This is a genomic window from Pseudaeromonas pectinilytica, assembly GCF_054780855.1.
Window position 1 is genome coordinate 47758 of the sequence record NZ_BAAGVN010000074.1, and the last position, 22266, is coordinate 70023.

Consider the following 22266-nt stretch of genomic DNA (forward strand, 5'->3'; position numbering starts at 1 on the left):
CAGTTTGCGTTGTCTGTTTACCCTGATGATTTGCCTGTTGGCCACCGCGTGTAGCACCAGTACTTCGCGTCCGGATAATCCGGAGGACTTATGCGCCATTTTTCGTGACAAGAGTGACTGGCACGAAGCAGCGCAAGAGATGAACGAGAAGTGGGGAACTCCGATCCAGGTGCCGATGGCGATGATGTATCAGGAGTCGAGTTTCAAATATGATGCGCAACCGCCGATGCGTTATTTTCTGTTTATCCCCTTGGGTCGTGCCAGTTCCGCGTACGGCTTTGCACAGGTCAAGGATGAGACCTGGAGTGACTACCAGCGGGAGACCGGAAATAGTTGGGCGGATCGGGATGATTTTGCCGATGCCATCGATTTTATGGGCTGGTACACCTGGAAGGCACAGAAGATCAATGGCGTCTCCAAGTGGGATGCGTACCGGCAATATCTTAATTACCATGAGGGCTGGGGCGGATATCGCCGTGGTACCTACAAGAGCAAAGCCTGGCTGATGACGACGGCTCGTAAGGTTGAGGCTCGTTCCAACCGTTATGCCGCGCAATATCGGCAATGTGATTTTTAATCTTTACCCCGCGAGGAATCTTGTCATGCCTTTGTTAGATAGCTTTAAAGTCGATCACACCCGCATGCTGGCGCCTGCTGTTCGGGTAGCCAAGACCATGCAAACCCCGGGTAAGGATACCATTACGGTGTTTGATCTGCGTTTTTGCCGCCCGAATCAGGAAATCCTGTCGGAGAAGGGCATTCATACGCTGGAGCATCTGTTTGCCGGTTTCATGCGCGATCACCTGAATGGTGATGGGGTCGAGATCATCGACATTTCCCCCATGGGTTGCCGTACTGGTTTTTATATGAGTCTTATTGGGGCGCCTAGTGAAGAGCGAGTGGCGCAAGCCTGGACCGATGCGATGGCGGATGTCACCCGGGTCATGGATCAGCAAGCGATCCCCGAATTGAATGAATACCAGTGTGGCACTTATGTGATGCACTCTCTGGATGAAGCCAAGGCGATTGCCGAGACCGTGCTGAGCCGAGGGATTGGCATCAATCACAATGATGATCTGAACCTGTCCGACGAGAAGCTGGCAGGTCTGTAACTTAGCGGCCGAGGAGGCACAATGACCACGATTAACGAATGGCGCGAAGAGACGGATGCCATCATCAGCGAACTGCTGGAGGATGGCAGTAATCCGGAATCGGAATACACCATTGAGCATCACTTCGCCTGTCAGAACTTTGATCGCTTGGAGAAACTGGCTGTCGACTTGTTCAAGGTTGGTTTCGAAGTGACTGATGCGGAAGAGTTGGAGCTGGAGGATGGCTCGCTGATTTTCTGCTTCGATGCCAGTAAGGATGGTTCTCTGGAAACGGATCGCATCGTGGCGGAAATCGAGAGCCTGCTGCCGCTGTGCGAAAAATACGGTGTTGATTATGACGGCTGGGGCACTTTCTTCGAAGAGTAAACCTTCGCGAACGTCATGACCCTGCGCTAATACAACAAGGGCGGCCGGAAACGGTCGCCCTTGTTTATGGCTTTGGGGGAGGAGTTCAGACCGATGCGCGCTTCAGACGATGACGGATGCCTTCAATGAGCAGCGGCAGCAACGAGATGACGATGATCCCGATGATCAGCATGGTGAAGTTTTTGCGTACCACCGGCAAATTTCCGAAGAAATGACCGGCATAGACAAATGACACCACCCACAAAAAACCGCCGATAAAGTTGAATGCCATAAACCGCTTATAGGTCATGGCGCCCATACCGGCGACGAAGGGGGCAAAGGTGCGCACGATCGGTAAGAACCGGGTCATAATGATGGTTTTACCGCCATGTTTAGCGAAGAAGGCGTGAGTCTTGTCGAGATGATCCCGACGGAATACCCGCGAATTCGGATTTTGGAATAAGCGCTCACCAAAGAAGTGGCCAATGGTGTAGTTGGTGATATTGCCGAGCACGGCGGCAACAATCAAAGCCCCTGCCAACAGATTGACATCCAGGGCCGTGCCCACGGTCAGGGCTCCGGCGGCGAACAACAGCGAGTCTCCTGGCAGGAAGGGTGTTACCACCAGACCGGTTTCGCAGAAGATGATCAGGAATAAAATGGCATAGACCCAGAGCCCATAGTTGTTCATCAGACTCTGCAGATGTACATCGACGTGCAGAATAAAATCGAGAATTAACGCTAACAGATCCATCATGTGATCCCAGTAACAAAACTGCGCAAAGTCTAAGCGATAGCCTGCGTCGGCTCAATCGTTGTCACGGTGTGAGGGCAAGTTTTTTCCGTTGGCTGTTGTCCGGATGATTTGGCCGCATCAAACCGAATTCTGATTATCCAAGGAATAGTGCATAGGACTGCCAATTGGTCGCTCATTGATTGGCGCAAAAAATCAAGCGCCGCTCCTGTCACTCTTCATAGGCTTGGTCCTGCATGTCTGAGCAGCGGGTAGCTTGCTGGTCAGTGAACCGCGGGGAGCCGAATTTTATGTCTATGAAATATAAACCACTGGTTAAATCCTTGATTGCCTACGGAGTGGTTGTTGCTGTGGCAGCCTTATTGCTGGTGTACCACCTCGGCGGCATACTGCCGGTGTTGATGATGATGGGAGTCGTCATGGGGGCTGCACATCTTGCTGGGGTATTCGTTTACTTGAATGATGGCGAAGAGCCTCCGGCCGATTTCCGGGATTGAGATCAGACCGAGGCCATCCATTTACGCGTCGTTGTTTTGATCTGCCGCACCGGCGCAATGGCAGGCGGCCGTCATGGTGGTCGTTGTTTGACGATCGACCGGGCTCAGCTCGGGAGTCAGCTCCAGGCTCATCCGTATTTCACAATCACAGTGTCCCGTGTTCCCCATAGCGGTCTGCAGGTGACGGAAACCGAGACTCTGGTACAGTCGTTCCGCCTGGCGCAAGGCCGCGGTGGTTTCCAGATAGCAACAGGAGTAGCCGGATTGGCGGGCGAATGCCAGCGCTTGCAAGACTAGGCGGCGGCCGAGCCCCTTACCGCGGAGCTCAGGCAAAAAGTACATTTTTTGCAATTCGCACACGGCACCATTTGCACCTTGCAACGGTGCAATACCACCGCCACCCAGGATAGCTCCCTGGGCGTCGGTAATGACCCAGTAAGCTCGGTCGGAACCTTGGTACTGCGGGTAGAGCTGATCCAGCGTTGGATCGGCGACGCCATACCCTTTGTCGGCGGTTAGCCCATGCTCGGCAGAAACGAGGCGGATCACCTGGGCAATGGCGGATTGATCCTCCGGTTGTAAGCGTCGGATCTGGTAGCCCTGCTGCAGACGATGAGACTGCAGGGCGCGCAAGTAGAGCTCCAGCCCTTGTTGTAGTTGTTGCTGCTCCTGCGGGCTCAATTGGGCTAACACCTGATCGCTGTGCTGGTCCAGATCCCGATGCAATTCATGCAACAAACGTTGGCCACTTGCTGTCAGGCCGAGCTCCTGGCTGCGGCCATCAACGGCGTGAGGTTGTCGTATCACCAGTTCGCGTTCCTGTAGGCGACTCAAGGGGCGGCTGGTGTTGGACTTGTCCACCCGCAGTCGCTCCGCCAACTGGTTATTGGTCAGTGGGCCTGATTCGAGTTCGATGAGTAGGTGGGCCTCAACCGGGGTGAGTGGGGTGGCGCAGCACTGGGGGGCAAACATGCCCAATTCGCGAACCAGTTCTCGGGAGCGGGCGCGCAGGGTGCGAGCATCCATCGGGTTTACCTCGCTATCGGAGTCATGGATCCGATAGTAGCGGATTAAGGTTGCGAAGCGCAACTATGTTGTTCTCGCCTTAATGATGGTGACGCAGTTGCTGGAGTTGACTGAGCCAGAGGTTGTCATCGCCATCGGTGCTGAGGATCAGGCTCCACCAATGTTGTCCCTTGATGATGCAGGCTCGCGCCTCGCCTTCGGCCTCTTCATAGGTAAAGATGGCACCGATAGAGCGGCAGGTTTCAGCGAGTTGTTGATGGGCGAAGTGGGTATTCATAGGTTACCTCCGTGATGACTCGTCTGGGCAATGAGGTCGCTCTGCCCTGCTATCCAATACTGTGCATAAAGCTGGCCAAATTTTAAGCAGAGAGCCTTATGTCAATTCACAGCGGCAGAACTAGGCTCAAAGAGGGAACCGCATCATCGGAGGTCATGATGACCACCCTAAGGACCATGAAAGGGTTCTGGTTGCTGTTGGCGTTACTGGCTCTGGTGGGCCTCAGTCGGTGGCTGCCTTGGGCGACCGCGATTAATCACGGCGTGGCCTTGCTGGTGTGTATCGCTCTGCTGTGGTTGAGCGAAGCCGTACATATCACGCTGACTGCCCTGCTGGTACCTGTGCTGGCGGTGATACTACAACTGCTGCCACTGACACAGGCGCTCAGTCATTTTGCCAACCCTGTGCTGTATCTATTTCTTGGCGGCTTCGCCCTGGCCGCGGCTCTGCATCGTCAACAACTCGACACCGAACTGGCGCGCTGGTTGATCCATCTGGCGGGCGGACGTTTGTCGCGTGCCGTCCTGCTGTTGTTCTTGGCAACGCTGCTGCTTTCCATGTGGATCAGCAATACCGCGACTGTGGCCATCATGTTGCCATTAGCCGTGGGGCTGTTGGCCAATATCGACCGTGAACATCAGCTCAATACCCATACTTTTGTGCTGCTCGGTGTGGCCTACAGTGCCAACATCGGCGGCATGGGGACGCTAGTCGGTAGCCCGCCGAATGCCATCGCTGCGGGCTACGCTCATCTCGGATTCATGGATTGGATGCAGTTCGGCATTCCCGTCATGCTGCTGTTCTGGCCACTGGCATTGGCTGTCTTGTACTTGCTGCTGCGGCCCAATCTTGATCATCCTATCCTGGCCGAGGAGACGACGTCGGTTTGGCAATGGACTCCGCCTCGCATCTGTACCCTGCTGATTTTTGCCAGCACTGTATTGGCGTGGATTTTTTCTGGACCACTGTCGTCCTGGCTGGGTGGACTCGAACAATTCGACTCGCTGGTGGCTTTGCTGGCGGTGATCGCGGTCGGCGTGTCGGGCGTCGCGAGCTGGACGGAGATAGAGCAGCAGACCGAGTGGGGCGTGCTGCTGTTATTTGGTGGCGGTCTTTGCCTCTCTGCCGTGTTGCAAAGCAGCGGCACCAGTGCCTTTTTGGCAAGCCAGCTCATGGCGTGGTGCTATGGCGCCCCGTCCTGGGTTCTGATCCTGGCAATCGCCAGCTTTGTGGTGTTTCTGACCGAGCTGGCATCCAATACCGCGGTCGCGGCCTTGCTGATCCCGCTGTTTGCCCCTCTTGCCTCGGGACTAGGGTTCTCATCGACCATGATGGCGGTGATGGTGGCACTCGCGGCTTCTTGTGCCTTCATGTTGCCGGTGGCGACACCACCCAATGCCATGGTGTATGCCACCGGGCGTGTGCCCCAGCGGCAGATGCTGCGGGTGGGGCTGGTGTTGAATATCGGCTGTTCGCTACTGTTGGCCCTGCTAGTGGCTCTGCTGGGTTAAGGCCACTGCCTGTCGGAACACTAGATTTCGTAATCGAGTACCGGATCGCTGCCGAAGACCCGAGCCTGGATATCGCTCGAGGCCAGATCCGGGTTACAGAGCTGAATAAACTGCCAGGCGAAATTGTGCTGATATTGTCCCTTCTTCAGGCCGATCCAGGCGGTGTGGGCGGCGAACAGATGGCTGGCATCCAGTTGCACCAGGCCTGTGTCTCGGCGGGCATCGAACGCCATATCGGCCAGAATGCCCACCCCCATCTCCAGCTCGACATAGGTCTTGATGACATCGGAGTCCTGAGCGGTCAGCAGAATTTCCGGCTGCAAGCCTGCTGCGGCAAATGCTTCATCCACACGAGCCCGCCCCGTCAAACCCGCCTGATAGGTGATGATGGGCCACTGGGCAATGTGTGCCAGCGTCAGCTCCGGCTCCAGAGTCAGAGGGTGGTTTTCCGGAACCACGATATTGTGGTGCCAGCGGTAGTAGGGGAAGGCGACTATGCCTTCGGCATGATCCAGGCGCTCGCTGCTGATGCCGATGTCGGTGTCGCCGCTTTGCAGCAGACGCACTATCTCTTCCGGCCCGCCTTGATTCAGCTCCAACTGTACTTGCGGAAACTGACTGCGGAACTCCTTGACCACCCGGGGCAGGGCATAACGCGCCTGGGTATGGGTGGTCGCCACGTGCAGGCGGCCATGTTCGCGGTTGGCAAAGGTTTCGGCCAATTTGCGGATATTGTTGGCATCACTGAGCATGCGTTCGGCGATCACCAGTAGCTCCTTGCCTGGCTCTGTCATGCCGAGCAGGCGTTTGCCGTGGCGGATAAATAGTTCGATGCCCAATTCATCCTCCAGTTCGCGAATGTGGCGGCTGACGCCGGATTGAGAGGTATAGAGGGCGTTGGCGACTTCGGTCAGGTTGTAATCCCGGCGTGCGGACTCACGGATGATGCGCAGTTGTTGAAAGTTCACGCCTGGCTCCTTGGCTCAGCGGCTCCGGGCCGCCGTAGCGGCCCGGGATACTAGATTTCATAGTCCGGATAGACCTGGGCCTGACGGGCCGAGAGACGCACCGTTTGTCCGGGTTTGAGGAACTGCACCGCTTCCTTGGGCAGTTCGGCTTCAAATAGTGCCCCATTCAGACCGCCATTACCACGCAACTCGACACGGATCCGTGAGCCCATCGGCAACAGACGCTCCACGCTGGCACTAAGGCCGTCCCCGCTGCCTTCTGGCGACAGCTCCAGTTCATGGGGGCGCACATAGGCCACGGCCGCGGAGCCTTGCAGCAAATGGGCGGGAATATGGCCGCTCAGGGTCTGGTCGCCAATGCCCAATCCCTGTTCGCTGACGCGACCGTGGAACAGGTTGACGCTGCCGAGGAAGCGGTGCACGAAGGGCGTAGCCGGATGGTCATAGACCTCGGCGGGTGTGCCGACTTGTTCGACGCGACCGGCGTTCATCAACACCACCCGATCGGCGACTTCCAGAGCCTCTTCCTGATCGTGGGTAACAAACAGACTGGTGACGTGCAACTCATCATGGAGATCCCGTAACCAGCGACGCAGCTCTTTGCGCACTTGGGCATCCAGCGCGCCGAAGGGTTCATCCAGCAGCAACACCTTGGGCTGCACCGCCAGTGCCCGCGCCAGAGCAACGCGCTGACGTTGGCCGCCGGAGAGTTGGGTCGGGAAGCGGCTGGCAACATGACCCAGCTGCACCAGATCCAGTAACTCTTTGACCCGGCGCTGGATCTCGGCCTCATTCGGGCGAATTCGGCGCGCCTTGACCCGCAGTCCGAAGGCCACGTTCTCGAACACCGTCATATGGCGGAACAGGGCGTAGTGCTGGAATACGAAGCCGACATTGCGCTCGCGGACATGGAGGTCGGAGGCATCTTCGCCCCGGATCACGATGCGGCCGGTATCGGCTTGCTCCAGACCGGCGATGATGCGCAGCAGTGTGGTCTTGCCGCAGCCGGAGGGTCCCAGCAGGGCAACCAGTTCACCATCCTTGAAGTCGAGGTTGATGTTATCGAGCGCCGCATACTGATTGAAGTGCTTGTTGAGTTGTTGAACCTGGATGCTCATCTGTTCACCTTTCCATTCAATTCTTGGTCATCAATGGCCAGCAGGGCCACGCAGGCGGGCCAGCAGGGTCTCACCCAACAGGGTGAAGATGCCGAACAGGGCCAGCAGGGTTGCCACGGCAAAGGCGGCACTGGTTTGATATTCGTTGTAGAGGATCTCGATATGCAGCGGCAGTGTGTTGGTCTGGCCGCGAATATGGCCGGAAACCACCGATACGGCGCCAAATTCCCCCACGGCGCGGGCGGTGGAGAGCAGCAGGCCATACATCAGGCTCCAGCGAATACTGGGCAGGGTCACGCGCCAGAACATCTGCAAGCCACTGGCTCCCAGCACCATGGCGGCCTCTTCCTCTTCACTGCCCCGGGCTTCCATCTGCGGCAACAACTCGCGGACCACAAACGGCAGTGTGATGAAGGTGGTCGCCAGTATGATGCCCGGGGTCGAGAAGATGATTTTGATATCGTGCTCGCTGAGCCAGGGGCCAAACCAACCGCGACTGCCGAATAGCAGTACGAACATCAGACCGGCAACCACGGGTGACACCGAAAACGGCAAGTCGATCAAGGTGATCAGCAACTGACGGCCCGGAAAGCGGAAGCGGGCAATAGCCCAGGCGGCCGAAACCCCGAACACCAGGTTCAAAGGCACCGATAGCAAGGTGACCAGCGCGGTCAGTCCTAGCGCTTTCAAGGCATCCGGCTCGCTGATGGCTGCAAAAAACACCGTCAGTCCCTGTTTGAATGCCTGCACAAAAATAGTGGCCAGCGGCAACAGTAGCAGCAACACAAACCAGCCGACTCCCAGGCCAATCAGCAGCCAGCGTACCCAACTCGGTTCGCGAGTGACTTGCTGGATCGGGGTTACCGTAATTTCCTGACTCATGCGCGGACTCCTCCGATACGCTGCCAGCTCCAAGCCTGCAGTTTGTTAATCAGTAATAACAGGGCGAACGAGAAGGCGAGCATCACCACGGCGATGGCCGAGGCTCCGGCGTAGTCGTACTCCTCGAGGTGGCTCATGATCATCAGGGGTGCGATTTCGGAGACCATGGGCAGGTTCCCGGCGATGAAGATCACCGAGCCGTACTCACCGATGGCGCGGGCAAAGGCTAGTGCAAAGCCGGTCAATAATGCCGGTACCAAGCCAGGCCAGATGACGCGGACAAAAGTTTGCAGACGGTTGGCGCCCAGACTGGCGGCTGCTTCTTCCAGCTCGCGCTCACTCTCTTTCAGCACGGGTTGCAGGGTACGAACCACAAACGGTAAACCGATAAAGGTCAGGGCGATGACGATGCCGATGGGGTTGTAGGCCAACTCGATGCCCCAGGGCGCCAGCAATTTACCGATCCAGCCATTGTTGGCAAAAATGGCGCACAGGGCGATGCCGGAGACAGCGGTCGGCATGGCAAAGGGCAGGTCGATCAGGGTATCGATCAGGCGGCGGCCGGGAAATTCGTAGCGCACCAGGATCCAGGCCAGGATCAGACCGAACAGGCTATTGATCAGCGCGGCCGCCAGCGAGGCGAGGAAACTGAGCTTGAATGAAGCGACGACTCTGGGCTCGCTGACGACTTGCCAGAACTCGGCGGCACTCAGATGCGTGATGCTATACAGCACCAGTGCCGAGATCGGCAGCAACACCATCAACCCCAGATAGAGCAGGCTGAAACCCAGTGTTGGGCCGAAGCCTGGCAGCACAGAGTAGGAACGAAATCGCATAACGAACCCTTTTCTAATAAACAAATATCCATAGATGGGATGATTGTGCGCATTCCTTGGGAAAGCGACAAATAAGTTAAAGCTCTTTCTTATGCCAATTTTTTGCTAAGAATTTCAAAAATAGAAAATTGGCTCGTGAAATGTCGCTCTAGCGGAGTAATTGCAGGTGGCGGTGGAAAAACGAAGGGCATCCCGCTGCTTGGATGCCCTTGATTCGGGGGTATCACATGGTATGACTCATGCCCTTCGCTGACGCGGTGGGGAAGAGGCGGTGGCAAAGTGATGCTGCTGTAACAAGGTCGCCAGTAACTGCAGACCCGCAGGCCAATCGCCGTGACCCGATTCAGCATTGATGTGCCCAGCGGATCCGGCATCGTGCAGCTCGAGTTGCCAACGCTCGCTCCAGTACCGGGCGCGTGGCTCACTCATCCAGGGATCATTCTGACTGGAGACCAGCACGCCGGGAACCGGAGGCGGCAGCGGCAGATCCCGGTCGGCAATGGCGAAATGGGCCGGATCGGCGGGGGCGACCAGAAACAGCGAGGCTACCTTCTCCGGATGACGGGCGGCGGCGGCAATACTGGCTAGCGACCCGAAGGAGTGAGCGACCAGATGCAGCGGTTCATTACTGGCGACCAGCAGGTCGGCAACCCGCTGACTCCAGGTGGCCAGATCGGCCCGCTCCCAGGTTTGCCCGGTGACCCGTAACCAGTGCGGGTACTGCTGGTGCCACAGGCTTTGCCAATGCTGGGGCCCGCTATTATGCAGGCCTGGAACGATCAGAATATGACTCATAGGCGATGGCTCATATGCAGGGGGAAAAACGGCCCATTGTCATGGGCCGTATTCAGATCAGCGACCGGGTTGGTAGATCTGGTCAAACAGACCACCGCGGGCAAAGTGTTTCTTCTGGGCTTTGTTCCAATCGCCTTCCAGCTCCTTGACGGTAAACAGTTGGAGTTGAGAGAACTGATTGCTGTATTGGGCGGCGATGGCCGGATTGGTTGGCCGATAGAAGTGCTTGGCGGCTATGGTCTGGCCCTCATCGGAATAGAGATGCTCCAGATAGGCGGTGGCCACGGCGGTTGTGCCATGTTTCTTGGCGACCTTATCCACGACTGCAACCGGGGGTTCAGCCAGAATGGAGACCGAAGGGGTGACCAGTTCAAACTCACCCCGGCTCTCGGGCTGATTCAGCACCAGATAGGCTTCATTTTCCCAAGCCAGCAGCACGTCACCCAGGCCGCGTTCGACAAAGCTGGTGGTGGCCCCCCGAGCTCCCGAGTCGAGAACCTTGACGTGTTGGTAGAGCTTGCTGACATAAGCTTTGGCCCCCTCTTCGCTGCCACTCTGTTTCAGCGCATAGCCCCAGGCGGCCAGGTAGTTCCAGCGTGCTCCGCCCGAGGTCTTCGGGTTCGGCGTGATGATGGAAACATCATCACGGACTAAATCGCCCCAATCCTTGATTTGCTTGGGGTTGCCCTTGCGTACCAGAAACACCACGGTGGAGGTAAAGGGGGCTGCATTGTTGGCCAGCCGTTGCTGCCAGTCATCGGCAATTAATCCGGTTTGAGCGATAGCATTGATGTCATAGGCTAATGCCAGCGATACCACATCCGCTTCCAGACCGTCAGCTACGGCGCGAGCCTGCTTGCCGGAGCCGCCATGGGACTGGCTGACCACCACATCATCGCCACTCTTGGCTTTCCAGAAGGCGGCAAAAGCACTGTTGTATTCCTGATACAACTCGCGGGTCGGATCATAGGAGACGTGTAACAACTCCACTTCGGCGGCCTGGACCGAGCCCAGGCTCAGGGTGGCTAACAGGCTCAGTGTGGTCAGGGAATGTTTCATGATGCGGCTCCTTAATCGTTGATGTAGTCAGCATGCCCCAGCTCTATAGTCACCAGAACCAATAAAAAGCGCTTTGTTTATCTCATTAATGCATATGGCCCACGGTCCAGGCTCGGCACCCACTCGGCATTCGTGATGTGTTTATCGCTCAGCATCAGCGAACGGTAGCAGACAGGCGGCGCCATGTTGCAAGATGGCTTGACTGATCTGCCAATGGATCCCCCGCTCCAGCACCCAGCGATGCCAGTAGAGATCCCGATACAGGGGCGGTGCAGGCAATGCCATCAGAGTGCCGGCGGCCAATTCCCGTTCGATCTGCAGGCGCGGGATCAGGCAATAGGCGGCACCGGCACAGGCCAGCGCGATGAAGGCCTCGGAGGAGCGCACGGTATGGCAGGGATAACTGCCCGCATGCAGGGCGTAGTATTCGCTCATGTAGCTGATGTGCATGTCATCGCGCTGGTCAAAGGCGACACCGGGAGCCTGATGCAGACTCTCCAGCGTCAACCCCTCACCAAAATACTGATGGTTGAAGGCCGGGGAGCAGACCAGCAAGTATTCCATGCGGCCGAGTGGAGAGGCATGGCAACCGGGCAGGGCGCGGGGTTGGGTGCTGACGGCGGCAAAGGCTTCGCCCTGGCGTAAGCGCTCCAGGGTCCGGGTTTCATCTTCAATCAGCAGATTCAGCTCTATGGGGTATTGGGTCAGCAGCGGTGCCAATGCGGGTAGAAACCAGGTGGCCAGACTATCGGCGTTGACCGCAATGCTGACTTTTAGTGGTTGCCGTGGGGCATCCAGTAGCAGACTGGGTAGCAGCTCCCGCTCCAACTGACTGACCTGACGATAGTGTCCCAGCAATTGCTGGCCCAGCTCGGTGGGGACCGGCGGTGAGGTGCGGATCAACAGCGGCTGCGCCACGCTCTGCTCCAGCAACTTGATGCGTTGGGATATCGCCGACTGGGTCAGGTTGAGGCGACGGGCGGCTCGTTCAAAATTTTGTTCCTGCACCACCACATCCAGCGCCTGAAGCTGCTTGTAGTCGAGAGGAAGCAAGCGGGATAGGTTCACAGGATCCGGCTTCATCGATATTCCTAATCACTGATTAAAACTATTAGTTTTACTGAAGATAGCGTGACTCCTATGCTGGCGCCACTTCGGATGAATAACGGGTTGGAGAGATGAGATGTTAATACCAGTGGTTCAGGGGTTTATGGTGGGCGCGAGTCTCATCATGCCGATCGGGGTGCAGAATGCTTATGTCTTGAGCCGCGGTATTCGCCGTCAGCACCATCTGCTGGTGGCCAGTCTCTGTCTGTTCTGCGATCTGGTCCTGATCCTGGTGGGAGTGTTTGGCGGCGGACGCTGGCTGGGTAGTATGCCTTGGCTGCAAGCTGGGTTGACCTGGGGCGGGGTGGCCTTTTTGCTGGTTTATGGCGGCCGCTCTTTGGGTGCTGCCTGGCGCGGTGAGGTGCGTTCACTACAGGCGGAGTCGGGTCCGGAAAAGCGGTTGGCGATCATCGTCACCACCTTGGCGGTGACGCTACTGAACCCTCATGTCTATCTGGATACCGTGATGATCCTCGGTTCAGTGGCCGCACAACTGGCTCATCAGGAACAATCGGGTTTTGCGCTGGGCGCCGTGCTGGCCTCCACCGTCTGGTTTTATGGCTTGGCGTTATTGGCCGCCCGGTTATCTCCCTGGCTGGCCCGCCCAGCTGTGCAGCGTGGGGTTGATGTACTGATTGGTCTGTTGATGTGGAGCGTTGCCGGCTCTTTAGCCTGGTCCGCATTGCGGTAGGTTATTTTTTAGTCACCCCTCTTGAAAATGGACCCTCCCTTCCCACACTTAGGATAGGAGTCTGGTCCATGAATCAACGAAGGAGGTCTCTATGAAAATGCAACGATGGAACCCCTTCCGGGAGTTCGACGATTGGTTCCGTGATTATCACCACGGTATGCTGCGGCAGCTCGGTGAACCGCATACGGTGACGGGCAGCGACTGGTTGCCGGCGGTGGATATCCTGGAAAACAGCGAAGAGTATCAGATCAAGGTCGAGATCCCCGAAATCCACAAGGAGGACGTCAAACTGACGGTCAATAATGGTCTGTTGACCATTTCGGGCGAGCGGAAGCTGGAAAATCTGGATGATAAACAACACCGCATGGAGCGGGTCTATGGCCATTTCAGCCGTAGCTTCAATCTGCCGGAGGATGTAAGACCGGAAAATATTACCGGCCATTTCCGCGACGGCATGTTGTTTGTGCACATGGTCAAGTCTTCTCCTCCGGAAGACAAGGCTCTGGAAATAGAAATCAAATAACCTATGTTCAAGGACCGGATAAAGACGAGGGGGCGCAAGGCCCCCTCGGTATTGATATGACCCAGTTTTAGGCGTTCAGAGCCTGTTCCAGATCGGCCAGCAGGTCCTCGATTGCTTCGATGCCCACCGACAGGCGGATCATCTCCGGTTTGACCCCCGCCTTGGCCTGCTCGGTTTCGGTCATCTGACGGTGCGTGGTCGAGGCCGGATGGCAAGCCAGAGACTTGGCATCACCGATATTCACCAGCCGCTTGAAGATCTGCAGCGCATCGTAGAAGCGTACACCCGCTTCGTAGCCCGCTTTCAGACCAAAGGAGAGGATGGCCGACGGTTTGCCACCCATGTACTTCTGGGCCAGGGCGTGATGGGGATGATCCGGCAGACCGGCATAGCTGACCCAGGCCACTTGCGGATGATCCTGCAGGTAGTGAGCCACTTTCAGCGCATTCTCGACGTGACGCTCCATCCGCAGAGCTAGCGTTTCCAGTCCTTGCAGCAACAAGAATGCATTCATCGGGGAGAGTGCCGAGCCGGTATTGCGCAATGGCACTGTGCGGGCGCGGGCGATAAAGGCGGCCGGGCCAAAGGTTTCGGTATAGACCACGCCGTGATAGGAGGGCTCCGGTTGGTTGAACACCGGGAAACGATCCTTGTGCTCGGTCCAGGGGAACTTGCCCGAGTCGACGATGACCCCGCCCAGCGAATTGCCATGGCCGCCCACATATTTGGTGATGGAGTGCACCACGATATCGGCACCAAAGGCGATAGGCTTGCACAGGATCGGGGTTGCCACCGTGTTGTCGATGACCAGAGGTACGCCCTGGGCATGGGCGACATCGGCCAACCCTGTGATGTCGATGATATTACCGGCCGGATTACCAATGCTCTCGGCATACACCGCCTTGGTCTTGCCATCGATCAGTTTGGCAATGGCGGCGGGAGAGTCGTCTGCCGCGAAGCGTACTTCGATGCCCAGGCTCGGCAGCATATGGGCAAACAGCGTATAGGTGCCGCCATACAGTTGCGGGGTCGAGACAATATTGTCTCCCGCCTGCGCCAGGGTCAGGATCGCATAGTGAATGGCGGCGCTTCCCGCCGAGACCACTAGACCGGCGATACCACCTTCCAGCGCGGCGAGTCGCTGCTCGAGTACATCGTTGGTCGGGTTCATGATGCGGGTATAGATATTGCCAGGTACCGCCAGATTGAACAGATCGGCCCCATGCTGGGCATTATCAAACTCATAGGCCACGGTTTGATAAATTGGTACCGCCACCGCCTTGGTGGTCGGATCGTTCTGAAAACCATGGTGCAGGGCCAGCGTTGCATCTTTCATGAAAGCATCCTTGTTCACTGTCTGATTTTTCGTCTTGGATAACGAATCTAGAGCCTGGACGGCTAGATGTAAAGCCACCTCTTATGCGTTATCACGATAAGTAAGGTGGCTTATCGGTAAAGCTCTGATGAGGGGGGGAACCGAGTCATTTGGCTAAGATCAGGCCAGATCGCAGCAAATACTCGAATCAAGAAAGCGCTGTCAATCGCAGGAATGAAAAAACGAGGTTCAAAATGTATGCCGAGTGCTATGCAATGGAGCCACCGATACCAGAGCAGGCCATTCATGGCTCCTGGTCATGATGAACCGGAAGGACAATGATGATGAACGCAGCAGTATTTAAACGCACGTCTCTTGCGATGATGATGGCGCTGGCTCTGGCAGCCTGCGGTGGTGGCGGTGGCGGTGGCGATGAACCAGCAAAGCCTGTCGAGCCAACGACCTATGATGTCTCTGTTAAGGCCAGTCAGCACGTTGCTGACACCCGCATGACCTGTAATCAAGGGGCGAGTACGGAGGCCTGCGGCTTGCGCATGTACCAGATCATGGTGGAAGCGTTTGTCAACGGCGATGACGCTATCAACTACAACGTCGGTTACGGCCCATCCGATCACAAGGGTGATCTGCAAGGCATCATTAATAGCCTCGACTACATCAAGAGCACGGGTGTCAATGCCCTCTGGTTGACGCCAGTATTTGACTCCTGCGCTGGTCAGACCATGGACGCCAAGTTGGAAGCGACCGGTTATTACGCTTGCGACTATTTCAAGATCGATCCCAAATTTGGAACCAATGCCAAATTCCAAGAGTTGGTAGATGCCGCTCACGCCAAGGGGCTCTATGTCTTCCTTGATGGAGTATTTGGTCACGCCAGTACCAAGCTGAAGCCATTGACCAGTCTGCCGAGCGACTACAGTAGCTTGAGTGCCCCGGTTACCGCAGCCTCCGTGCCCAATGCCCACGAAACCTGTAAAGCCAGCAGCACCCAGGCCTGTTTCGATTACAGTGCCCCGGAGACCTTGGCCTACTTCAAGGCGGTGGCAGAGTACTATGTGAAGCAGTACGGGATTGACGGCTGGCGTCTGGACCAGGCCTACCAGGTGCCTATCAGTGCTTGGGAAGAGATCGATGCAGTTGTTAAACAAGCTGCGGCCGATCGGGCTGCCGAGGGTGAAACCTGGGGAACTCTGGGTTACATGGTGGCCGAGGTATGGGACGGCAATCAGAACAATTTCGTCAGCAAGGTCTATGGTACGGCGGCCAAACCTGGTTTGAAGTCTGCGTTTGATTTCCCTCTGCACTATGGTTTGATGCAAGCGATTGGCTCAGAGACCAGTGCCTCCAGCAATGGTGATGCTACCGCCTTGTTCGCTAGCTGGAACGATGGTTCCGCATATCCTGACTTTGCCATGCCCAATCTGTTTATCGGCAATCACGATATTCCCCGTCTTGGTGACTTGTTGCAGCGGACAGGGCGCGGAGATGTGGATAAAGACGAATACTGGCTTCGCCATAAGGCAACCTTTAGTTTCATGGCTGCGAACTCCGGTCCTATCACCTTCTATTACGGTGAGGAGATCGGTGATCAGCTGGATGGGTTTGCGGCATATAACTCGTCTTGTGGCACAGGTACCGCCTGGTGTGATGACAACGTGGCCCGTACGACGGGCAAGATCGAGGGGGTAACAACAGGCTTCACTCCGTCGGCCCGTCAGAGTGATCTGAAGGCATATCTCAAGTCACTGTTGGATATGCGGGCGGCTCATCCGGCTCTGTATGAAGGCTCTTTGACCCGCATTTATACCGATAAGAACGTGTTCATCTCGCGCAAGGACACCAACAGCGACAACGTATTGTATCTGTTGAATGTCAAGAGCACGCCCGCTGTGGTGACATTAAGCACGGCAGCCTTGGGAGATAGTGGTGAGCTAGTCAATCTGTTGGACAGCACCAAGAAGGTAACGGCTACTGATGGTAATTATGTCATCACGGTACCTGCTTATTCTGGCGTGTTTTATCAGATTAATTGAGCACGCTAATGGCTTAGTTGCGTAAGGCAATAAAAACCGGAACCGCAGGGTTCCGGTTTTTTTATGTGGAAGATGGTGGATATTGGTTCAGCGTGGCAGTTGCACGGTAACTATTAACCCGCCCTTTGGCCGATTCTGGAGCAACAGCTCACCACCATGACGATGGATCAGGGTGCGAGCGATCGCGAGCCCCAGACCCACACTCCCGCTCTCGGTATTGCGTGCACTATCCAGCCGGACAAAGGGTTTACACACTTCAACCAGTTGCTCCTCCGGGATGCCTGGGCCAGAATCCGAGACCGTCAACTGAACCCAGTTGTCCGTGGTGGATAAGGCCACTTCGGCACTGCCTGCATAGTTGAGTGCATTATCGATCAGGTTTTGCATGACCCGACGGATCAATGCTGGCCGGCAGGTGTAAATCAGCTGGCCCTCTAACTGCGCGCTGACGGGTTGCCCTGCATCCTGATAATCATCACACAGACTCTGTAGCAGACTAACCAGATCGACCGACCGGCTCGATTCAGCAATCTGATCCTCGCGGGCGAATCCCAGGGTGGCTTTGAGCATCTCCTCCATGGTGTCGAGGGTCTGCTGCATGCGCAGTTTATCTTCGCTATCGGGGAGGAATTCACTCCGCAGGCGCAAGCTGGTGAGCGGAGTGCGCAGATCATGGGAGATGGCCGCCAGCATCTGGGTGCGATCCTGCACAAAACGGTTGAGTCGGGTCTGCATGCGATTAAAGGCGGCCAGTGTTTCTTCTACTTCTCGCGGTCCGGTTTCAAGCAGCGGTGGTATGTCCTGACCACAGCCAAATTGTTCCGCTTGGCGAGCCAATTGGGCAAGTGGACGCGTGACGCGGCGTAATAGCCAAGCAACCAAGAATGACAGTAAACCGGCGACCAATAGTAGACTGATGACCGCACGGGGCGACCAGCCCGGTAGTTCATTATCGGCCAGTGAACTGAAATTGAGCCACTGCCCATCGGCGAGCTCAATGGCGCCGTACAGGCGGATATCTTTCGGCGGCCTGTGACCATGCATCATGGCAAGCCGTTGTCGGGGAAGAAGGGGGGGCGGTGAGGATAGGCCTTCCGGTTGCTCGGCACTGACATAGATGCGCAGATCCGCCGAGTAGTCCAAAGCCTGCCGCATTCTCGATTCATACCCACTGTTTCGCTCCTCTGGCATCAGCGGATCGGTCTGCAGGCGCATCATCAGGCTCTCGCTGCGGCTGGCACGCAGGATCTCCCGGTGCAGATCGGCGGGGGTATCGGAAAGCAGGCGTACCGCTGACACAATCCGAAGCAGTGCAAAGCGACTGTTGACCAGTCCCAGGGTTTCATTACGCTCGGTGCGATAGATCTGGATGCTGATGATTTGCGTCAGTACCAGTCCGGTCAGTGCCAGCAACAGGATCTGACTGGTTAACGAACGAGGCAGCCAACGCTTAATCATGAGTAACCTCGGCGGCAAACAGGTAGCCACCGCCCCAGACAGTTTTGATCAGCTCCGGATTCTTGGCATCTTGTTCTAGCTTGCGTCGTAACCGGCTGACCTGAGTATCGATCGCACGATCAAAGGCTTGCGCTTCCCGACCGCGCGCCAGATCCAGTAATTGATCCCGACTGAGTACGCGTTGGGGGCGCTCGAGAAAAACCTTCAGCAGGTCAAATTCTGCGGTCGATAAGCTGATGCCGATCCCTGAGCTGTCGACCAGCTCCCGGCGCAACACATCGAGTTGCCAGTGGGCAAAGTAATAGTGTGCGACCCCGGTTTCCGCGGGTGACTCATCCTGTGGTTGACTGCGGCGTAGTACCGCCTTGATGCGCGCCAGAAGTTCGCGAGGATTGAAGGGCTTGGCCAGATAATCATCGGCACCCATTTCCAGACCAACGATCCGATCCATATCTTCGCCCATGGCCGTCAGCATGACGATGGGGATCGCGGAGTGAACGCGCAGCTCACGGCACAGGGTCAGACCATCTTCACCGGGCAACATCAGATCCAGCACGATCAGCTGAATCGTGGAGTGTTCGAGCAGCTTTTTCATTTCCCGACCATCGCGAGCGCAACTGACGCGATAGCCATGCTGCTCGAGGAAACGTTTCAGCAGATCGCGAATATCGGCATGGTCATCGACCACCAAAATATGGGGATGGGTCAGGTTCATAGTGTTCTCTCCGGTTGGATGTTCACAGTATGACGGCCAATCTCAGGATAAGTATGGCAATCTGTGTCAACGCCACCGGTTGCCACTCTTTGTTACAACATTTCGTCTCGACACTTCTCATCAATCCCCTGTCCAGCAAGGGGAGGAATACCGCAGTGCCGTAAAATATGCCGCAACCGGGCAATGAGTGCTTTCTGGCCTGATAATCCAGTTTCGCGGGCTAATTCGGACCAGCTCCAGCCTTGCCACAACCAGCGGATTAGCAGGCGGCGATCGGGGGCTGGAAGTTGTAACCATTGGTAGGACGCTAGCATGATCCAGCGTTGCAGAGCCGGTAAGGCATGATCGGGCGAGCGCAGCCCATGAGCCACCGCCTGCAGATCACTGAGCTCCTGTGGCGACAGTGGTGCTATATCCGGACTGGGTACAACCAACTGACTCACCAGCTCGAACGATAGTTGTCGCCATTGCCGGGGTAAATAGTAAGGTAGACTCAGAGCCAGAGCGTGCTGCCACTGCTCTATGTGTGGCTGGTGTTCTGGTTGGATCGCTTTGAGGACTACGATGGAGTGACTGCCACTGGCCGCATCACGGGATAACCCCAAGCGGACCGCTTGATAGTGTTGCCGTTGCCAGAAACGTAACAAGGATTCACTGGCAGCAAAAGCGGCACCGATGAAATCGAGTTGCTGGGCGTGCGCCCACCGTTCGACCTCCTGTATCAGCTGTTGCCCCAGTCCGCGTCGCTGGTAAGCCGGGTGAATGGCAATGCGCATGATGCGAGCGTAACTGAATTGTCCAGCCTGGCGGAATCCGGCATGGGTGAGCAGCGTTTGCGGGATCAGATGCCCTCGCGGACGGCGGCGTCCTAACCAGATTTGCTCGGCGAGATCCGGATCCAGCTCCCCTTCCCGTAATACCAGCACAATGCCACAGACCTGCTGCTCGACCAGGCTGGCGGCGATGACGAGATCCGGATGATCCAGTAGGGTGCGCAAATCGCTGGGGCTGGTTTGGTAATGAGCCAACACCAAGAGCGAAAACACCTGTTGCAACAGTGCCTCATCGCCTGCCAACTGCTGTTGTGTCAGCCAGCAGTGAGTGACGTTAGTGCTCGGTACGGGTGTGGCTGCATCGGTCGCGAGGAGTAACAGCTGATTGATCAATGGCTCTAGCGGATCCCGGCTGGACCAGCGCACCGAATGGGAGAGATGGCAACCCTGCCAGTCCGGGGTTTTGCTATCCAGTACTTGCTGCATGCGGACGGCAAATCCCTGCCCAGAACCTTCATAACCGTGCAATGTGGTCGCGAAAATAATCCGCGGATAGCGATCCAGCAGCGCACTCAAGAGGGCGACTGGGATCCCGGCTGCTTCGTCAATGAATAGTAAATCGGCTCGAGGACATTCATCGATCAATCGCTCCGGACTGTAAAATTGGAGGCTGGCTGTGCCAAGTTGCAGTTCATGTTCATGTTCCGCAGCTCCTGATATGCGCTGGGCATGAAGTAGCAGCGTGTGGCAACTGGAAAAACTGGGGGCGGTGACCAGTAGTTGAAAGCCATGCTTGGTGGCCGGTTCTCTCAGTAGTCGTCCAGCGGCGATCCCTAATGCCGATGATTTTCCCCGGCCGCGATCAGCCGTAATCACTAGCGGACGGTGCGTATTCCCTTGAGCACAGTGAATAATCTGCTGTACCGCCTGCCTCTGCTCCGGATGCAAGCAACCCCAATCATCGACTGTTGAATCCCAATTCTCCATGAGAGGGGATGATGGCAGTTGGTAGCCCTCTTGCTGATCCCAACGCCAAAGGTGTGGTGACTGCAACAGTAAGTGGCGCAAGCGTAATAAAAAGAAGGCATGACAACGATGGGCCTGTTCAGGGAGCGGCACATAGCGCTGTTGGTCTGGATCCTGAAACTGTGACCAATCTTGCAGCGGGGGCATCAGCAGGATCAGCAGGCCGCCCGCGCGCACCATACCGGCGCAGGCGGCCAGCATGTCTGGATGCAGACCGCTATAGCCATTGAAGATCACGTGGCGATATTCCCGGCCAAGCAACTTCTGTGCCTTATTGATGGCGACGGGCCGACACACGGCTGGCCCCATGCCCAGCCATAGCGCGTCGGTTTGCCAGAAGGCTTCAGCCTGCACGGTCACCCATTCAACTGAGCCGGTCAGTAATAGCAAACGGCGCTCACCCGAATGGGAAAGTGTAGAGAGAGCGGCATCGAATGGCGTCACCTGGTCGTCCTGAAATATCCGAGCGTATGGCGGCCATTCTAACGTGATGCGCGGGCAGATGGAGCCAGTCTGTCGCGCTTACCGTATACTAGCCCCAATAAATCGAGCGAAGAGGTAGGCCAATGGCAAATGCAGCAGTATTTTTAGATCGTGATGGTGTCATCAATGTGGATACTGGCTATGTGTATGACGTTGATGACTTTCAATTTATCGATGGTGTCATCGAGGCCATGCTTAAACTGAAGCAGAAGGGCTATTTGCTGGTGGTGGTAACCAATCAATCCGGTATTGCCCGTGGGTATTTTACCGAAGCGCAGTTTATGAATCTCACTGAGTGGATGGATTGGTCGCTGGCGGATCGGGGTGTCGATCTGGATGGCATCTATTTCTGTCCGCATCATCCGACCGAGGGCAGTGAACAGTACCGCCAAGCTTGTACGTGCCGTAAACCCGGGCCGGATATGTTCCTTGACGCGGCCAAAGCTCTCGACATTGATTTGGCTGCTTCTTATATGGTGGGTGACAAAACTTCAGATATGAAGGCGGCAGTTGCTGCGGGTGTGGGTCATAAAGTGTTGGTTAAGACCGGTAAAGCCCTCACTGACGAAGGCGTTGCCTTGGCGGATGGTATTTATCCTAGCCTAGTTGAATTCGCGGAGACGCTGCCGATAGTTGGGTAAGTGGTGCAGTGAGGTGGCAACAGCGCAGAAGATCGGTTTCTTTGCATCATGAAGGAGGAGGTTAATCAGCCACTTCCTTGCATTTGAACCTCAAAAGAATCTCCACTGTGGATAAAGCTGTGAATTAGTTCTGGATTAAGTGTGCTTAACCATGAACCTGAAAAAAGATTATAAATTTCACCAGCTTCTGCTTGCGCGCAGGCTCGATGTCCCTATAATGCCGCCTCGCTGACACGGCAAAGCACGCACTCCTCGGAAAGCGCTGCAGCGGTGCCAGCAGGGCCGAAATGCCCCGGAGCGAAC

General features: G+C 56.4%; 23 protein-coding genes. 9 read left to right on the forward strand and 14 right to left on the reverse strand.

Features of this window, described 5'->3' with window-relative positions:
- Positions 1–25 precede the first annotated feature (25 nt).
- The 3 genes from ACYVG7_RS05555 to rraB are packed head-to-tail and all read left to right on the forward strand — an operon-like array spanning position 26 to position 1478.
- Positions 26–577 carry a transglycosylase SLT domain-containing protein gene (locus ACYVG7_RS05555; RefSeq protein ID WP_460882251.1) on the forward strand — a complete coding sequence of 184 codons (552 nt, stop codon included), beginning with the start codon at positions 26–28 and terminating at the stop codon, positions 575–577.
- 25 nt (positions 578–602) lie between these two features.
- The gene (gene luxS, locus ACYVG7_RS05560) at positions 603–1112 is read left to right on the forward strand and encodes an S-ribosylhomocysteine lyase (protein ID WP_460882227.1); all 510 of its coding nucleotides are present in this window, start codon (positions 603–605) and stop codon (positions 1110–1112) included.
- 30 nt (positions 1113–1142) lie between these two features.
- Entirely contained in the window at positions 1143–1478 is a 336-nt protein-coding gene (rraB, locus tag ACYVG7_RS05565; RefSeq protein ID WP_460882252.1) for a ribonuclease E inhibitor RraB, read from the forward strand.
- Between the two features lie 85 nt (positions 1479–1563).
- Here rraB and ACYVG7_RS05570 read toward each other — a convergent pair whose 3' ends face one another.
- Positions 1564–2211 carry a DedA family protein gene (locus ACYVG7_RS05570; RefSeq protein WP_460882253.1) on the reverse strand — a complete coding sequence of 216 codons (648 nt, stop codon included), beginning with the start codon at positions 2209–2211 and terminating at the stop codon, positions 1564–1566.
- A 290-nt stretch (positions 2212–2501) separates the two neighbouring features.
- Here ACYVG7_RS05570 and ACYVG7_RS05575 point away from each other — a divergent pair, with 290 nt between their 5' ends.
- The gene (locus ACYVG7_RS05575) at positions 2502–2708 is read left to right on the forward strand and encodes a hypothetical protein (protein ID WP_460882228.1); all 207 of its coding nucleotides are present in this window, start codon (positions 2502–2504) and stop codon (positions 2706–2708) included.
- A gap of 21 nt (positions 2709–2729) precedes the next feature.
- On the opposite strand, the gene ACYVG7_RS05580 is transcribed toward ACYVG7_RS05575, so the two are convergent.
- Positions 2730–3734 (reverse strand): bifunctional helix-turn-helix transcriptional regulator/GNAT family N-acetyltransferase, encoded by a 1005-nt coding sequence (locus ACYVG7_RS05580; protein WP_460882254.1) that lies wholly within the window; start codon positions 3732–3734, stop codon positions 2730–2732.
- Between the two features lie 79 nt (positions 3735–3813).
- Positions 3814–4011, reverse strand: a complete 198-nt coding sequence (locus tag ACYVG7_RS05585; RefSeq protein ID WP_460882229.1) for a hypothetical protein — start codon at positions 4009–4011, stop codon at positions 3814–3816.
- 155 nt (positions 4012–4166) lie between these two features.
- Between ACYVG7_RS05585 and ACYVG7_RS05590 the strand changes: the two genes are divergently transcribed.
- Positions 4167–5522 carry an SLC13 family permease gene (locus tag ACYVG7_RS05590; protein WP_460882230.1) on the forward strand — a complete coding sequence of 452 codons (1356 nt, stop codon included), beginning with the start codon at positions 4167–4169 and terminating at the stop codon, positions 5520–5522.
- Positions 5523–5542: 20 nt separating this feature from the next.
- On the opposite strand, the gene cbl is transcribed toward ACYVG7_RS05590, so the two are convergent.
- The 7 genes from cbl to ACYVG7_RS05625 all read right to left on the reverse strand — a co-directional run bounded on the left by cbl (position 5543) and on the right by ACYVG7_RS05625 (position 12263).
- Positions 5543–6490, reverse strand: coding sequence for an HTH-type transcriptional regulator Cbl (gene cbl / locus ACYVG7_RS05595; RefSeq protein ID WP_460882231.1), 948 nt, complete (start codon positions 6488–6490; stop codon positions 5543–5545).
- A 50-nt stretch (positions 6491–6540) separates the two neighbouring features.
- Positions 6541–7608 carry a sulfate/molybdate ABC transporter ATP-binding protein gene (locus tag ACYVG7_RS05600; RefSeq protein ID WP_460882232.1) on the reverse strand — a complete coding sequence of 356 codons (1068 nt, stop codon included), beginning with the start codon at positions 7606–7608 and terminating at the stop codon, positions 6541–6543.
- 30 nt (positions 7609–7638) lie between these two features.
- On the reverse strand, positions 7639–8490 hold the full coding sequence (gene cysW / locus ACYVG7_RS05605; protein WP_460882233.1) for a sulfate ABC transporter permease subunit CysW: 852 nt from the start codon (positions 8488–8490) through the stop codon (positions 7639–7641).
- On the reverse strand, positions 8487–9326 hold the full coding sequence (gene cysT, locus ACYVG7_RS05610) for a sulfate ABC transporter permease subunit CysT (RefSeq protein WP_460882234.1): 840 nt from the start codon (positions 9324–9326) through the stop codon (positions 8487–8489). Before cysT ends, cysW begins: the two co-directional genes overlap by 4 nt.
- Positions 9327–9563: 237 nt before the next feature.
- Positions 9564–10121, reverse strand: a complete 558-nt coding sequence (locus tag ACYVG7_RS05615; RefSeq protein ID WP_460882235.1) for an RBBP9/YdeN family alpha/beta hydrolase — start codon at positions 10119–10121, stop codon at positions 9564–9566.
- A 57-nt stretch (positions 10122–10178) separates the two neighbouring features.
- Positions 10179–11180 carry a sulfate ABC transporter substrate-binding protein gene (locus tag ACYVG7_RS05620; protein WP_460882236.1) on the reverse strand — a complete coding sequence of 334 codons (1002 nt, stop codon included), beginning with the start codon at positions 11178–11180 and terminating at the stop codon, positions 10179–10181.
- Positions 11181–11321: 141 nt separating this feature from the next.
- The gene (locus ACYVG7_RS05625) at positions 11322–12263 is read right to left on the reverse strand and encodes a LysR family transcriptional regulator ArgP (RefSeq protein ID WP_460882237.1); all 942 of its coding nucleotides are present in this window, start codon (positions 12261–12263) and stop codon (positions 11322–11324) included.
- A 100-nt stretch (positions 12264–12363) separates the two neighbouring features.
- Between ACYVG7_RS05625 and ACYVG7_RS05630 the strand changes: the two genes are divergently transcribed.
- On the forward strand, positions 12364–12978 hold the full coding sequence (locus tag ACYVG7_RS05630; protein WP_460882238.1) for a LysE/ArgO family amino acid transporter: 615 nt from the start codon (positions 12364–12366) through the stop codon (positions 12976–12978).
- A 91-nt stretch (positions 12979–13069) separates the two neighbouring features.
- A complete protein-coding gene (locus ACYVG7_RS05635; protein WP_460882239.1) occupies positions 13070–13501 on the forward strand; it encodes an Hsp20/alpha crystallin family protein in 432 nt (143 codons plus the stop codon).
- Positions 13502–13568: 67 nt separating this feature from the next.
- On the opposite strand, the gene ACYVG7_RS05640 is transcribed toward ACYVG7_RS05635, so the two are convergent.
- Positions 13569–14837, reverse strand: a complete 1269-nt coding sequence (locus tag ACYVG7_RS05640; protein ID WP_460882240.1) for an O-acetylhomoserine aminocarboxypropyltransferase/cysteine synthase family protein — start codon at positions 14835–14837, stop codon at positions 13569–13571.
- 317 nt (positions 14838–15154) lie between these two features.
- Between ACYVG7_RS05640 and ACYVG7_RS05645 the strand changes: the two genes are divergently transcribed.
- Complete coding sequence (locus ACYVG7_RS05645) at positions 15155–16867, forward strand: alpha-amylase family glycosyl hydrolase (RefSeq protein WP_460882241.1); 1713 nt, start codon at positions 15155–15157, stop codon at positions 16865–16867.
- Positions 16868–16954: 87 nt separating this feature from the next.
- Here the strand turns inward: ACYVG7_RS05645 and ACYVG7_RS05650 are convergent, their stop codons facing one another.
- From ACYVG7_RS05650 to ACYVG7_RS05660, 3 genes are all read right to left on the reverse strand, one after another.
- A complete protein-coding gene (locus ACYVG7_RS05650; protein WP_460882242.1) occupies positions 16955–18325 on the reverse strand; it encodes an ATP-binding protein in 1371 nt (456 codons plus the stop codon).
- The gene (locus ACYVG7_RS05655; RefSeq protein WP_460882243.1) at positions 18318–19040 is read right to left on the reverse strand and encodes a response regulator; all 723 of its coding nucleotides are present in this window, start codon (positions 19038–19040) and stop codon (positions 18318–18320) included. The genes ACYVG7_RS05650 and ACYVG7_RS05655 overlap by 8 nt, the downstream gene beginning before the upstream one ends.
- Before the next feature lie 92 nt (positions 19041–19132).
- Positions 19133–21283: a tRNA(Met) cytidine acetyltransferase TmcA gene (locus ACYVG7_RS05660; protein WP_460882244.1), complete on the reverse strand. Its 2151-nt coding sequence runs from the start codon at positions 21281–21283 to the stop codon at positions 19133–19135.
- Between the two features lie 122 nt (positions 21284–21405).
- On the opposite strand from ACYVG7_RS05660, the gene gmhB reads away from it, so the two are divergent.
- Positions 21406–21963 carry a D-glycero-beta-D-manno-heptose 1,7-bisphosphate 7-phosphatase gene (gmhB, locus tag ACYVG7_RS05665; protein WP_460882245.1) on the forward strand — a complete coding sequence of 186 codons (558 nt, stop codon included), beginning with the start codon at positions 21406–21408 and terminating at the stop codon, positions 21961–21963.
- The last annotated feature ends 303 nt before the right edge of the window (positions 21964–22266 follow it).

Bases quoted from the DNA above. Each gene is read 5' to 3' on its own strand.
- ACYVG7_RS05615 (WP_460882235.1), bottom strand. From the start codon at position 10,121: ATGAGTCATATTCTGATCGTTCCAGGCCTGCATAATAGCGGGCCCCAG.
- ACYVG7_RS05650 (WP_460882242.1), bottom strand. From the start codon at position 18,325: ATGATTAAGCGTTGGCTGCCTCGTTCGTTAACCAGTCAGATCCTGTTG.
- ACYVG7_RS05580 (WP_460882254.1), bottom strand. From the start codon at position 3,734: ATGGATGCTCGCACCCTGCGCGCCCGCTCCCGAGAACTGGTTCGCGAA.
- ACYVG7_RS05635 (WP_460882239.1), top strand. From the start codon at position 13,070: ATGAAAATGCAACGATGGAACCCCTTCCGGGAGTTCGACGATTGGTTC.
- ACYVG7_RS05655 (WP_460882243.1), bottom strand. From the start codon at position 19,040: ATGAACCTGACCCATCCCCATATTTTGGTGGTCGATGACCATGCCGAT.
- ACYVG7_RS05570 (WP_460882253.1), bottom strand. From the start codon at position 2,211: ATGGATCTGTTAGCGTTAATTCTCGATTTTATTCTGCACGTCGATGTA.
- ACYVG7_RS05555 (WP_460882251.1), top strand. From the start codon at position 26: ATGATTTGCCTGTTGGCCACCGCGTGTAGCACCAGTACTTCGCGTCCG.
- cysT (WP_460882234.1), bottom strand. From the start codon at position 9,326: ATGCGATTTCGTTCCTACTCTGTGCTGCCAGGCTTCGGCCCAACACTG.
- gmhB (WP_460882245.1), top strand. From the start codon at position 21,406: ATGGCAAATGCAGCAGTATTTTTAGATCGTGATGGTGTCATCAATGTG.
- ACYVG7_RS05630 (WP_460882238.1), top strand. From the start codon at position 12,364: ATGTTAATACCAGTGGTTCAGGGGTTTATGGTGGGCGCGAGTCTCATC.
- ACYVG7_RS05625 (WP_460882237.1), bottom strand. From the start codon at position 12,263: ATGAAGCCGGATCCTGTGAACCTATCCCGCTTGCTTCCTCTCGACTAC.
- cysW (WP_460882233.1), bottom strand. From the start codon at position 8,490: ATGAGTCAGGAAATTACGGTAACCCCGATCCAGCAAGTCACTCGCGAA.
- ACYVG7_RS05645 (WP_460882241.1), top strand. From the start codon at position 15,155: ATGATGATGAACGCAGCAGTATTTAAACGCACGTCTCTTGCGATGATG.
- ACYVG7_RS05585 (WP_460882229.1), bottom strand. From the start codon at position 4,011: ATGAATACCCACTTCGCCCATCAACAACTCGCTGAAACCTGCCGCTCT.
- ACYVG7_RS05620 (WP_460882236.1), bottom strand. From the start codon at position 11,180: ATGAAACATTCCCTGACCACACTGAGCCTGTTAGCCACCCTGAGCCTG.
- ACYVG7_RS05640 (WP_460882240.1), bottom strand. From the start codon at position 14,837: ATGAAAGATGCAACGCTGGCCCTGCACCATGGTTTTCAGAACGATCCG.
- ACYVG7_RS05600 (WP_460882232.1), bottom strand. From the start codon at position 7,608: ATGAGCATCCAGGTTCAACAACTCAACAAGCACTTCAATCAGTATGCG.
- ACYVG7_RS05575 (WP_460882228.1), top strand. From the start codon at position 2,502: ATGTCTATGAAATATAAACCACTGGTTAAATCCTTGATTGCCTACGGA.
- ACYVG7_RS05590 (WP_460882230.1), top strand. From the start codon at position 4,167: ATGATGACCACCCTAAGGACCATGAAAGGGTTCTGGTTGCTGTTGGCG.
- luxS (WP_460882227.1), top strand. From the start codon at position 603: ATGCCTTTGTTAGATAGCTTTAAAGTCGATCACACCCGCATGCTGGCG.